We start from the raw sequence: 12,170 nt of genomic DNA, 5'->3' as shown, positions 1-12,170 counted from the left end.
GATGGATCTGCATCTGGAGGGTAGGCGCGCCATCGTCACCGGTGGCAGCAAGGGCATCGGGCTGGCCGTGGCCCGCGGGCTCGCGGCCGAGGGCGTCGACATTGTGCTCGCCGCCCGCACCGCCGAGCCGCTGGCCGCCGCCGCGCGCGCGATCGCCGCCGAGACCGGGCGCCGGGTCCTCGCGGTGCCCACCGACACCGGCGCCGACGACCAGGTGCGTGCCCTGGTCGAGCGGGCCGTTGCCGAACTCGGCGGCATCGACATCCTGGTGAACTCCGCCGCCACCCCGTGGAGCGCGGGCGCCCCCGCCGACCTCGCCGCCACCTCCGACGAGCTGGTCCGACGCGAGGTCGAGATCAAGGTGCTCGGCTACCTGCGCACCGCCCGCGCCGTCGCCCCGCACCTGGTGGCCCAGGGCTGGGGCCGGATCATCAACATCAGCGGCCTCGGTGCCAGGCAGGCGAACTCGATCGCCCAGACCATCCGCAATGTCGGCGTCTCCGCCCTCACCAAGAACCTCGCCGACGAGCTCGGCCCGCACGGGGTCAACGTCACCGTCGTGCACCCCGGCCGCACCCGCACCGAACGCCTCACGGACGGGCTCACCGCGAAAGCCGCCAAGACCGGCACCGGCGTCGCCGAACTCGAGGCCGAGCTGGCACAGAACTCGATCCGCCGGATCGTCGACGCGAGCGAGGTCGCCGACGTCGTCACCTTCCTCGCCTCGCCGCGCAGCATCGCCCTCACCGGCGACGCCATCGCCGCGGGCGGCGGCGTCCCCGGCCCGGTCTACTACTGAATCCATCGCCCGGCCGGGCGAACCGGGCGGCAGGACCGCGGCCCGGCTCGCCGACGACATCACCCGAAGTGAACGACCTGCGAACGGCTCCGCGGTAGGTACCCTGCTCACACGCGATCGTGCCAGGACCCCGCCGGTCGCGCCCCGGAAGGAGCCCGACCGTGCTCGATTCACCCGAAGTGGAAACGTCCAGGCACGGGTTCCTACGCCCCCCGCACCCGGTCGGGCTGGCCTGGGCGCTGCTGTTCTTCGTCTGGTCCATGACGCCGTCGCTGCTGCCCCGGGTCTGGTACCTGCAGGGCGTGGCGACGGGGTTGTCGATGATCACCGGGTACGGGATCGGGGTGCTGGTCGCGTGGGTGGTCCGGCGCTGCGGCGTCGAGCCGGAGTGGTCGGCGCGCGCCAGGCGGATCGGCTGGTGGGTGCTGGCCGCCGCGTCGGCGATCCTGGTGCCGCTGTTCCTGATCCTGGGCTCGTGGTGGCAGCAGATCATCCGCGACCTGGTTGGAGTGCCGCGGGTGGAGCGCTCGTACTACCTGCTGGTGCTGCTGATCGCGGTGGTCGTCGCGCTGCTGCTGCTCGCCGTTGGGCGCGGGCTGCGCGCCGCCACGGTCAAGCTGACCCGGTTCGGCGGCCGCTGGCTGCCCGCACCGGTGGCCCGGCTCGGCGCGGTGGCACTGGTGCTGGTGGTCGTGGTGGTGCTGCTCAACGGCGCGCTGTACCGGGGGCTGCTCGGGGCGGCCGAGGAGTCGGCGAAGCTCGCGGACCAGGGCACCGCGGAGGGCGTCGTGCAGCCGCAGCTGCCGGAGCGCTCCGGGTCGCCCGCCTCGGCCGAGGCCTGGGAGACGCTGGGCGCCGAGGGCAGGACCTTCGTCGCGGGCGGCCCGACCGCCGAGCAGATCACCGCGGTCACCGGCGCGCCCGCCCGCACCCCGATCCGGGTGTACGCGGGCCGCGAATCCGCCGACAGCATCGACGGCATCGCCGACCGCGAATCCGCCGACAGCATCGACGGCATCGCCGACCGCGTCGTCGCCGAGCTGGAGCGCACCGGCGGCTTCGACCGCGGCGTGCTGGCGGTGGTCACCACCACCGGGCGCGGCTGGGTGAACGCAAATGTGGCGTCGAGCTTCGAGTACGTCGCAGGCGGCGACACCGCCATCGCCGCCATGCAGTACTCGTACCTACCCAGCCCGCTCTCCTTCATCGCCGACCGGGAGACCCCGCAGCTGGCCGGGCGGGCGCTGTTCGAGGCGGTGTACAAGGCGTGGGCCGAGCGGCCCGAGGACCGCCGCCCGAAGCTCGTGGTCTTCGGCGAGAGCCTCGGCTCCTACGGCGGGCAGGCCGCCTTCGCCTCCGGCCCGGACCTGGTCGCCCGCACCGACGGCGCGCTGCTGGTCGGCACGCCGAACTTCGCCGAGCCGTGGGGCCGGATCACCGAGGGCCGCGACCCCGGCTCGCTGGAGCGGCTGCCGGTGGTCGACGGCGGCGCGAACATCCGCTTCGCCTCCCGCCCGGAGGACGCCGAACTCCCCGCGCCGTGGGAGTTCCCGCGCGTGGTCTACTGGCAGCACGCCAGCGACCCGATCACCTGGTGGTCATTCGACCTGGCGCTGCACCGCCCGGACTGGCTGCGCGAGCCGCTCGGCCCCGACGTCGACCCCGGCATGCGCTGGATCCCGATCGTCACCTTCTGGCAGGTCACCCTGGACATGGTCTTCTCCGCCGAGGTCCCCGCCGGTTTCGGCCACAGCTACGGCCCCGAGGCCGCCCAGCTCTGGGCCGACATCCTGGCCCCGCCCGGCTGGGACGACGCCGCGACCCAGCGGGTCGAGAACGCCCTGCGCGGCGTGTGATTCACCAGCCGCCGAGCCGCTCGCACACCGCGAGCCCTTCAGTGCCTGCGCCGGTCACGTGGTAGCGCGCGTACTGGGCGGCGGTGGCGCAGGCGTGGTTGGGCAGCACCCGCAGCCGGGTGCCGACCGGCAGCTCGGGTAGCGGGCGGCCGCTGCCGGGGCGCAGCGTGAGCACGCCGTGCTCCTGGCTGGCGCCGGTCACCAACAGGTCCGGGATCGGGGCGCCGGCGAGGTCGGTGACCAGGCCGTACCCCTGGTCCACCGGCTGCTCGGCGGTGCCGCGATCCCGGGAGAGCGCCATCCAGCCGCCGTCGGTGAGAATCCACCCCCGGTCCGGCCGGTGCCCGATCACCGTCACGACCACCGAGAGCGCGAGGTCGTCGAGGGTGCAGATGCCGAGCCCGGCCATCACCAGGTCGAAGAAGAGGTACACACCGGCCCTGACCTCGGTGACGCCGGTGAGGTCGCGCACGGTGTGCGCGGTCGGCGTCGAGCCGAGGCTGACCACCAGGCACGGCAGCCCGGCCGCCCGCAGCACCGCCGCGGCGCCGACCACCGCGTCCCGCTCACCCCGCGCGGCCGCGGCCTGCGCCTCGGGGGTGAAGGCGTGGTAGGAGCCGCCCGCGTGGGTGAGCACCCCGGCCAGCCGGTCGCCGAGCACCGCACCGACCTCGGGCAGCAGCGGGTCGTCGGGGCGGAGTCCGGCGCGGCTGCCGTCCGCGTCGATCTCGATGAGCGCCGGGATATCCGCCGCCGCAACGGCTTCGGCCTGGGCGCGGCTGTCGAGCAGCACGGTGAGCGCGACCCCGCGCGCCCGCAGCGCGGCCACCCTGGCCAGCTTGTGCGGGTCGATGCCGACCGCGTAGACGATGTCCTCGTACCCGGCGTCGGCGAAGTACTCCGCCTCGGCGAGCGTGGAGACGGTGATCGGCGCGCACCCGTGCACCCGCCGGACCAGCTCCGCGGACTTGACCGTCTTCACGTGCAGCCGCAGCGGGACTCCGAGCCCGTCGAGGCGGTCCCGCAGGCGGGCGGCATTGCGGTCGACGCGGTCCAGGTCGACCAGGGCGAAGGGGGTGTCGGGAAGCTCTGCGGTCGTGTGCACGTCCTCGTTCCCGTCCTCATTTTATCGCGGGCCCCCGGGCTTGCGGCAAGGCCCCGGTCTTCCCGCACAATAGCCCGCCGGAGCCGGAAGCTGCGGAAACGTGGGAAGTGAGGGGCATGACTGCCGAGGGGTACGACGCGGAACTGCGGGACGAGCGCACCTATGTGGCGGGGCTCTACGCCCGGCTGGACAGCGAGCGCGCCGCCGCCCGCGAACGCCACGCCGTGGCGCTGCGGTCGCCGGGCAATTCGGCGGTGGAGCGCGATGCCGAGGTGCGCGCGCTGGCCCGCACGGTCGAGCGGCTCGACGTGGCGGACAACGGGCTCTGCTTCGGCAGGCTCGACACCGTGACCGGCGAGCGGTCCTACATCGGCCGCATCGGGCTGTTCGACGCGGCGCGGGAGTTCGAGCCGCTGCTGCTGGACTGGCGGGCGCCCGCGGCGCGACCGTTCTACGTCGCCACCGCCGCGCACCCGGAGAACATGCGCCGCAGGCGGCAGTTCCACACCCGCGGCCGCGACGTCACCGCCTTCACCGACGAGGTGCTCGGCCGCCCCGGCGGCGGGGAGCGCGGGGACGCGGCGCTGCTGGCGGCGGTGAACGCGCCGCGCGGGGAGGGCATGCGCGACATCGTCGCGACCATCCAGGCCGAGCAGGACGAGATCATCCGCCTCGACCACTCCGGCGTGCTGGTGATCGAGGGCGGTCCTGGCACCGGCAAGACCGTGGTCGCGCTGCACCGGGTCGCCTACCTGCTGTACACCCAGCGCGAGCAGATGGCGCGCAACGGCGTGCTCGTGGTCGGCCCGAACCCGGCCTTCCTGCGGCACATCGGCCGGGTGCTGCCCTCGCTCGGCGAGACCGACGTGGTCTTCACGACCACCGGCGAGCTGGTGCCCGGGCTGCGCGTGACCGCCGAGGACACCCCGGCGGCGGCCCGGATCAAGGGCTCGCTCGACATCCTCGCGGTGCTGGCCGCCGCGGTCGCCGACCGCCAGCGGCTGCCGGAGCACCCGATCGACCTGGAGCTGAGCGATGTCACGGTCCGGCTCGACGCGGAGACCGCCGAGTGGGCCAGGCAGGAGGCGCGCGCGAGCGAGCGGCCGCACAACGAGGCCCGCGCCGTCTTCGTCGAGATCGTGAGCTACGTGCTCACCGAGCGGGCCGCGGCGCGGGTCGGCCGCGGCTGGCTCACCCGCGACGACCGCGAGGCCTGGGCGAACCTGCGCGCGGACCTCACCGCCGAGCTCGCCGAACTCGACGCCTTCACCGCCGCCGTCGACGAGCTCTGGCCGCTCCTCACCCCGGGAGAGTTGCTCGCCGCGCTCTACGAATCACCCGAGCGGCTGGCCGCGGCGGGCGCCGACCCCGCGCTGCTGCGCGCCGAGGGCGCCGCGTGGACCGTCTCCGACGTGCCGCTGCTGGACGAGCTGACCGACCTGCTCGGCCCGACCCACCCCGACGACGGCGCGGCCGAGCGCGCGGAGCGGGCCGGAACCGCCTACGCCGCGGGCGTGCTCGACATCCTGGTGAGCCGGGAGGACTCCATGGACGACGAGGACCACCTCTTCGCCTCGGACCTGCTCTACGGCGCCGACCTGGCCGAGCGCTTCGTCGAGCGCGACACCCGCGACCTGGCCGAGCGCGCCGCCGCCGACCGGGACTGGACCTACCGGCACGTGGTGGTGGACGAGGCGCAGGAACTCTCCGACCTGGACTGGCGGGTCCTCATGCGCCGCTGCCCCAGTCACTCCTTCACCATCGTCGGCGACCTGGCGCAGCGCCGATCCCCGGCCGGTGTCCGCAGCTGGGGTGCCGCTCTGGACCGGTACGTGCCCGGCCGCTGGCTGTACCGGTCGTTGACCGTGAACTACCGGACCCCGGCGGAGATCATGGGCGTCGCCGCGGCGGTGCTCGCCGACTTCGCACCCGCGGTGCGCCCGCCCGAGTCGGTGCGGGCCGCGGGAATCCGGCCCTGGTCGCGGCAGTTGGCAGCGGCGGAGATCGCCGACGCCGTGCAGGAGTTCGTGCGCGCGGAGGCCGAGCAGCCGGGCACGGCGGTGGTGATCGGGCCGCCGTGGGTGCCGGGCGCGGTTCCCGCGGCGGCGACCAAGGGGCTGGAGTACGACGCGGTCCTGGTGGTGGAGCCTGCGGCGATCCTCGCCGACGGCCCCCGCGGCGCCGCCGAGCTCTACGTCGCGCTCACCCGCGCCACCCAGCGGCTCGGCGTGCTGCACACCGGCCCGCTCCCACCCGCGCTGCGCGGGCTGGAACCGCTGGTGCACCACCGCTGACTCCGGTTCACCCCGGTGCGCTGCCGGGCAGGAAGTACACGACCTCCCACAGGTGCCCGTCGGGGTCGGCGAAGTAGCCGGCGTAGATGCCCCACGGACGTTCCAGCGGCGCCCGCACCACGCTGCCGCCCGCCGCGGCGGCCCGCTCCAGCAGCTCGTCGACGGTGTCGCGCGCATCGACGAACCAGCCGAGGCTCACCCCCGACCCCGAGACCCGGTCCGGGGTGAGCCCGGCGTCCCTGGCCAGGTCATCGCGGCCGTAGAGCGACAGGATCAGGCCGTTGCCGAGCGAGAGCATGGCGGTCGCGCCGCCGGGGTGCTCGGCGTCGGCGACGAACTCGGTGCCGATGATGCCGGGGAAGGCCAGCCCGAGGCCGTCCCGGTAGAACCGCAGCGAGCGTTCCAGGTCTCGCACCCCGAGGGTGATCGCGCTGATCGTCATGACGCCCAGTGAACCCCTCGGGGCCGTCGCGGTCTTGTACGGATCGGACACCGGGGGCGGAAACCGGCTGTTTGCCGGTTGATGGCGGTGGTAGAGCACGGCCACCTACCGATCGATCGCTGTGCTCGACGACCACTGACGACCAAGGAGCGCGTTGTGTCCGGTTTGGCCCCGTTCTACTCCGATGTCCAGTCGCACTACGACCTGTCCGACGACTTCTTCGCCCTCTTCCTCGACCCCACCCGGACCTACAGCTGCGCCTACTTCGAACGCCCGGACATGACCCTGGAGCAGGCACAACGCGCCAAGGTCGACCTGGCGCTCGGCAAGTGTGAGATCGAGCCGGGGATGACGCTGCTCGATGTGGGCTGCGGCTGGGGCTCGGTCATGCTGCGCGCGATGGAGCGCTACGACGCCAACGTCATCGGGCTGACGCTGAGCAAGAACCAACACGAGCACGTCGCCGACCTGCTCGAGGCGAACCGCGGGCACCGCAGTGCCGAGGTGTTGCTGCAGGGCTGGGAGGAGTTCGACCGCCCGGTCGACCGGATCGTCAGCATCGGCGCCTTCGAGCACTTCCGCCGCGAGCGCTACGACGCCTTCTTCGAGCGCTGCCACGCCATCCTGCCGTCGGACGGCAAGATGCTGCTGCACACGATCGTGCAGTTCGACCGGCACGAGATCCGGGCCAAGGGGCTGCCGATCGACCGGGAGGTGCTCGAGTTCGCCCGCTTCATCGCCCGCGAGATCTTCCCGGGCGGGGAGCTGCCGCAGCCGGAGTGGGTCATCGACGGCGCGCAGCGCGCCGGGTTCGAGGTGACCCGGGTGCACCCGCTGGGCCCGAACTACGCCATCACCCTCGATCACTGGGCCGAGGCGCTGCGCGCGCACCGCGACGAGGCCATCGCGCTCACCTCGGTCCAGACCTACGACACCTACATCAAGTACCTGACCGGCTGCGCGGAGTTCTTCCGCGACGGCTACATCGACATCATGCAGTTCAGCCTGGCCAAGCCCGGCGCAGCCTGACCCGCAATCCGGTAGGAATCGCGCGAGTCTTCCCTGTCGACGGTGCCGATACGATGGCCGACATGACAGGGGAGGCGCGCGACTTCTTCATCAGCTACAACTCTGCCGACAAGCAGGCTGCCGTATGGATAGCGTGGGTGCTCGAGGAGGAGGGATTCACGACCCATATCCAGGAGTGGGACTTCAAGGCGGGCGGGAATTTCGCACTCGAGATGGACATGGCCGCGCGCCACAGCCGGCGGACGATCGCTGTCGTCTCGCAGAACTACCTCGAAGCGAGTTTCACCTCGCCCGAGTGGGCCGAGAAGTTCGCCGCCGATCCGCAGGGCTTCGAGCGGCTCCTGGTTCCGGTGCGGATCGAACCGTGCGAGATCAAGGGGCTGTTGAAGCAGATCATCTACATCGACCTGGTCGACCTCGATGAGCAGCAGGCCCGCCAACGTCTGCTCGCCGAGCTGCAACCGGGCCGAACCAAGCCCGCGATGACTCCCCGCTTTCCGGGGTTCGGCGCTCCCGCAGGTTCCCGCGGTGGTGTGGCCGATTCTCCGGCACCCGTGCGATGGCGCACGGTCGAGCGGCCCGCCACCGCCCGATGGCTGGGTGGCGCGAGCGAGAGCCGCTACGCCAATGCCACGCTCGAACTGCACACACTGCTCACGGATCCCGAGCCGCTGGAGGCTCGGACACTGCGCGATCTTCCGGGCGAGTTGGCCGCGCTCGGCAGGAGCACCGGCCTGTTCGAACAGAACGAGCAGCTCCACACCGACTCGAAGCCGGATCACGGCCTGGCGACGACGTCTCCCGGTATGCGCGGAGTGGGTGAACGCGGAATCCTCGTCTACCGCGATCGCGAAATCGTGACCTAGACACCGCTTCCGCACGACATGCTCGGCTCGGTCTTCGACGAGGAAGACGTGCGAAACCGCATCGCCGGTCTGCTGCGGGCCCACCAGCAGACCGCGCTCATCGATGCCGGACGGGTGTCTTTCGCGATGCGCCTCGGCCCGCTCTCCATGCTGACGATCGGACAGGTGAGCGGGATGGAGAGGCGGTCTTCGGCCAGCTTGACGATGACGAGCCGAAGCTCGGTGCTGATTGAGCCGACCGATTCCGTGTCGGCGCAGGAGCTGAAGACGGCCGTCGCCGAAGTCGCGGAGGAACTGACCGCGCGCCTGGCGCTCGAGCTGCCCTCGTCCCGGCGCTGACCAGGGGCCTCGGCACCGAGACATGGCAACAAGTCAGTCGACGGTGAAGTCGCGCCAGGCGGCGGCGAGCCCCTGGCCGCGCAGCGAGGTGCTGCGCCCGTCGGCGAGCGGGTGCAGGGTGATGATGCCGAATCCGATCCGCACCCGCTCCGGCAGCGCGGCGGCGCGCACGGTGTAGACGAGCGCGCCGCCCGCCCGCCACTCCACCCGCTCGGCCGCGCGATCGATGGTGACCGCGTAGTGCTGGAACTCGCCTGCCTTCACCGCGTCGCCCGCCAGCGGCGCGTGCACCACGTGGGTGAAGGCGTCGGCGGGGTCGACCACGCCGGGGACGAGGAGCCGCTCGTGGATGGCGTAGGCGTGCCGCCCGGTGGCGATGGCGTCGAAGACCTGCGCGGTCGCCATGTCGAGGACGTTGAAGGCGGCGAAGCCGTCGCGGTAGTCGCTGCCGTCGGCGCCGAGCGTGGTGGCGGCCATCCGGACGCCGAAGGTGCGCGGGCCCGCGGTGAGGTCGAACTCCTCGGTGGAGACCATGAGGTACTTGGGGTTGTCCAGGATCTGCACCGCGGGGTTGGCCAGCGTGAACTCCGGGATGCGCACCGTGACGGCGCCGTCGGCGACGGTGACCGCGGCGGCCGGGTCGGCGTAGCGCCAGGTCTCGCCGGGCCCGAGCGGCACCTCGAGGAACTGCCAGCGGGCGGGGTCGACGGCACCGCCCGCGAAGTCGTCGTAGGTGGTCACAGCGCACGCTCCGCGGCGGGTTTGAAGCCGAGGCCGCCGAGCAGCAGCCGCTCCTCGGTGAGCCGGGGGCGCAGCGCGGGGCCCGCGGGCCACCAGTCGTCCAGCTCGACCAGCCCGGGCTCGACGATCTCCAGGTCGCCGAAGTAGGTGGCGATCTGCTCGGCGGTGCGGTACCAGCCGGAGCCGAGCCCCATCTCGGTGAAGCGGCGCTGCAGCTCGATCGCCATGTCGTGCGCGGGGCCGCCGTCGGCGGGGTCGTAGAAGTGCGTGATGCCGACGTAGGAGCCGGGGGGCAGCGCTTCGATGTAGCGGCGCATGATGCCCGCCGGGTCGAGCGCGTCGTCGACGTGGTGCAGGATGCCGCAGAGGATCAGCGCGAGCGGGCGCTCGAGGTCGAGGTGCGCGGTGATCTCGGGGTGCCGGAGCAGGGTGTCCGGCTCGGTCAGGTCGGCCGGGACGAAGTGGGTGAACTCGTTCTGCTCGAGCAGGACCCGGCCGTGCGCGTTGCACACCGGGTCGTTGTCCACGTAGACCACGGTGGCCTCGGGGTTCTGCTGCTGGGCGATCTCGTGCGTGTTGCCGACGGTGGGCAGCCCGGCGCCGATGTCGAGGAACTGGTCGATGCCCGCGGTGCCGGCCAGGTAGCGCACCACCCGGTGCAGCCAGCGCCGGTTCATCCTGGCCACGTCGCTCTGCCTGGGCGCGACCTCGGCCACCCGGTCGCGGACCTCGCGGTCGATCGGATAGTTGTCCTTGCCGCCTAGGGTGGCGTCGTAGACGCGGGCGATGCTGGCCCTGGTGGTGTCGACGCCGACCGGGGCGCGGACTCCGGTCTGCGGAGTGGCTTCGGACATGGGTACCTCTCTGTGCGTGCTGCGAGGCCGCGGGATCGGCGGCCGATCGTCCGCGGCGGGTCAAGCCTAGAAGCGCCGATGGCTCGGCGACAATAGCGAAATGTACTGGGCCACTTGTCGATTCGGGTTCGACATCAGTGCGCCCCGCGCGCGAGCACCCGACCGGGCAGTAGCCCGGCGCCGACGTGGGTGACCCGCCACCAGTCGACGGTGATCTCCACCGCCTCGACCGGGGCGGCGAGGAACGGCTGCAGCGCGGGCTCCTTGGCCACCACTGTGCGGAATATCTCCTCGCGCGCCTCCGGTTCGGTGTGCACCGTCGCGGTGCCGACGCCCTGGGCGAAGGGCTCCAGGAATCCGGTGGGCACGACCTTCACCCCGACCTGCGGGTTGGCGCGCAGCGAATCGAGGGTGCGGCCGCTCGACTCCAGCACGACGAGGATGCGGAACGGGTCGCCCGCGCGTTCGGCGAAGAAGGCGTTGGAGCACCAGTTGGCGCCCGCCTTGGAGGTGGCGAGATCGATGCTGGTGCAGGTCAGGATGGCGGACAGCCGGTCGGCCACCTCGCCGTCGGTGAGCTGGAGTTCGTTCGACGTCATGGTCGGCCCCCTGGGAACGGATCCGGAATGCGGCGGTGGAGTCGCCGGAGTACCCCGCCCCGGCACCGCTTGCCGGGCACTCTACGCACCCGTCCGGCAATCCGCTCGATAACCGGGGAACCGATCATGCTGCCGGAGAGCAGGTTTCGGGATAGCGGACAATCGGGGCGGTCGGTACGGAACGGCGGCAACACAGAGCCTGATACGCGAATTCACAGTAATGCCAATGGAAAACGGGGGATTCGCCCGGTGTTGCCCGGGTGTCGGGAGGCGGTAGTATCGGCCGGCGACGCGGGGGATGGCGGGTGCCGGGAGCGACTTTCGCGTGCAGGGGTATTCGTTCACCGGCCGGAGGCGGTCCATGACCAACGACGACAACGGCGGCTTCGCGGAGTTCCTCGCCGCCGAGCGGGGGCCGACGGTGCTGCGCGTCGCGCTGGGGAGCAGGCTGCGCCAGCTGCGGCAGGAGCGCGAGATCAGCCGGGAGGCGGCGGGGTACGCGATCCGCGGCTCGCACGCCAAGATCAGCAGGCTGGAGCTGGGGCGCACCGGGTTCAAGGAGCGCGATCTGCGGGATCTGCTCACCCTCTACGGGGTCGAGGACGACGCGGCGCGCGAGCCGTACCTGGAGATGGCGAAGCGCGCGAACGACCCGGGCTGGTGGCAGAGCTACAGCGACCTGCTGCCCAGCTGGTTCGAGACCTACATCGGGCTGGAGCAGGCGGCGACCACGATCCGCACCTACGAGGCGCAGTTCATCCCGGGGCTGCTGCAGACCCCGGACTACGCCCGCGCGGTGATCGAGCTGGGCAACTCCGACGAGACCGACCGCAGGGTCGCCATGCGGATGCGCAGGCAGCGCATCCTGTCCAGGCCCGCCCCGCCGACGCTCTGGTCGGTGCTGGACGAGAACGCGCTGCGCCGCCCGGTCGGCGGCGCCGCCGTGCTGCGCGACCAGGTGGCGCACCTGGCGGCGATGGCCGAGCACCCGCACGTGCGTATCCAGGTGCTGCCCTACGCCGCGGGCGGGCACTCGGCGGCGGGCGGCCCGTTCAGCATCCTGCGCTTCCCGGAGCCGGAGCTGCCCGACATCGTCTACACCGAGCAGCTGACCAGCTCGATCTACCTGGACAAGCAGCGCGACGTCGAGCTGTACCTGGCGGTCATGAACCGGCTCGCGGTGCAGGCGCTCTCGCCCGCGGAGAGCACCGGCTTCCTGGAGGACCTGCTGAGCGACATGCGCTGA

12 protein-coding genes are annotated in these 12,170 nt (G+C 72.2%); 7 read left to right on the top strand and 5 right to left on the bottom strand.

From position 1 onward, the window contains the following. Position 1 precedes the first annotated feature (1 nt). Both ACFUUZ_RS05595 and ACFUUZ_RS05590 read left to right on the top strand, forming a co-directional pair. A complete protein-coding gene (locus ACFUUZ_RS05595; RefSeq protein WP_378692849.1) occupies positions 2 to 799 on the top strand; it encodes an SDR family NAD(P)-dependent oxidoreductase in 798 nt (265 codons plus the stop codon). 161 nt (positions 800 to 960) lie between these two features. Next, complete coding sequence (locus tag ACFUUZ_RS05590; protein WP_378692847.1) at positions 961 to 2,655, top strand: alpha/beta hydrolase; 1,695 nt, start codon at positions 961 to 963, stop codon at positions 2,653 to 2,655. 1 nt (position 2,656) lies between these two features. Here ACFUUZ_RS05590 and ACFUUZ_RS05585 read toward each other — a convergent pair whose 3' ends face one another. Further along, a complete protein-coding gene (locus ACFUUZ_RS05585) occupies positions 2,657 to 3,760 on the bottom strand; it encodes an alanine racemase (protein ID WP_378692845.1) in 1,104 nt (367 codons plus the stop codon). Between the two features lie 116 nt (positions 3,761 to 3,876). Between ACFUUZ_RS05585 and helR the strand changes: the two genes are divergently transcribed. Then, positions 3,877 to 6,054, top strand: coding sequence for an RNA polymerase recycling motor ATPase HelR (gene helR, locus ACFUUZ_RS05580; RefSeq protein ID WP_378692843.1), 2,178 nt, complete (start codon positions 3,877 to 3,879; stop codon positions 6,052 to 6,054). A gap of 7 nt (positions 6,055 to 6,061) precedes the next feature. Here the strand turns inward: helR and ACFUUZ_RS05575 are convergent, their stop codons facing one another. Continuing rightward, entirely contained in the window at positions 6,062 to 6,496 is a 435-nt protein-coding gene (locus tag ACFUUZ_RS05575; protein ID WP_378692841.1) for a VOC family protein, read from the bottom strand. Between the two features lie 156 nt (positions 6,497 to 6,652). Here ACFUUZ_RS05575 and ACFUUZ_RS05570 point away from each other — a divergent pair, with 156 nt between their 5' ends. The 3 genes from ACFUUZ_RS05570 to ACFUUZ_RS05560 all read left to right on the top strand — a co-directional run bounded on the left by ACFUUZ_RS05570 (position 6,653) and on the right by ACFUUZ_RS05560 (position 8,730). Beyond that, positions 6,653 to 7,525: a cyclopropane mycolic acid synthase family methyltransferase gene (locus ACFUUZ_RS05570; protein ID WP_378692840.1), complete on the top strand. Its 873-nt coding sequence runs from the start codon at positions 6,653 to 6,655 to the stop codon at positions 7,523 to 7,525. Positions 7,526 to 7,587: 62 nt separating this feature from the next. Next, complete coding sequence (locus tag ACFUUZ_RS05565) at positions 7,588 to 8,391, top strand: toll/interleukin-1 receptor domain-containing protein (RefSeq protein ID WP_378692838.1); 804 nt, start codon at positions 7,588 to 7,590, stop codon at positions 8,389 to 8,391. An 18-nt stretch (positions 8,392 to 8,409) separates the two neighbouring features. Next, a complete protein-coding gene (locus ACFUUZ_RS05560) occupies positions 8,410 to 8,730 on the top strand; it encodes a hypothetical protein (protein WP_378692836.1) in 321 nt (106 codons plus the stop codon). A gap of 33 nt (positions 8,731 to 8,763) precedes the next feature. Here ACFUUZ_RS05560 and ACFUUZ_RS05555 read toward each other — a convergent pair whose 3' ends face one another. The 3 genes from ACFUUZ_RS05555 to ACFUUZ_RS05545 form a co-directional block, all read right to left on the bottom strand. Next, positions 8,764 to 9,471 carry a DUF6081 family protein gene (locus ACFUUZ_RS05555; RefSeq protein WP_378692834.1) on the bottom strand — a complete coding sequence of 236 codons (708 nt, stop codon included), beginning with the start codon at positions 9,469 to 9,471 and terminating at the stop codon, positions 8,764 to 8,766. Continuing rightward, a complete protein-coding gene (locus tag ACFUUZ_RS05550; RefSeq protein ID WP_378692832.1) occupies positions 9,468 to 10,325 on the bottom strand; it encodes an SAM-dependent methyltransferase in 858 nt (285 codons plus the stop codon). Before ACFUUZ_RS05550 ends, ACFUUZ_RS05555 begins: the two co-directional genes overlap by 4 nt. Before the next feature lie 134 nt (positions 10,326 to 10,459). Continuing rightward, entirely contained in the window at positions 10,460 to 10,924 is a 465-nt protein-coding gene (locus tag ACFUUZ_RS05545) for a hypothetical protein (RefSeq protein WP_378692830.1), read from the bottom strand. 361 nt (positions 10,925 to 11,285) lie between these two features. On the opposite strand from ACFUUZ_RS05545, the gene ACFUUZ_RS05540 reads away from it, so the two are divergent. Then, entirely contained in the window at positions 11,286 to 12,170 is an 885-nt protein-coding gene (locus ACFUUZ_RS05540) for a helix-turn-helix domain-containing protein (RefSeq protein ID WP_378692828.1), read from the top strand.

The sequence above is a fragment of the Nocardia sp. NPDC057353 genome, from assembly GCF_042667085.1.
GTDB lineage: Bacteria > Actinomycetota > Actinomycetes > Mycobacteriales > Mycobacteriaceae > Nocardia.
The sequence above is the reverse complement of the archived record's forward strand: the minus strand, read 5'-3'. Positions and strand labels throughout refer to the sequence as shown.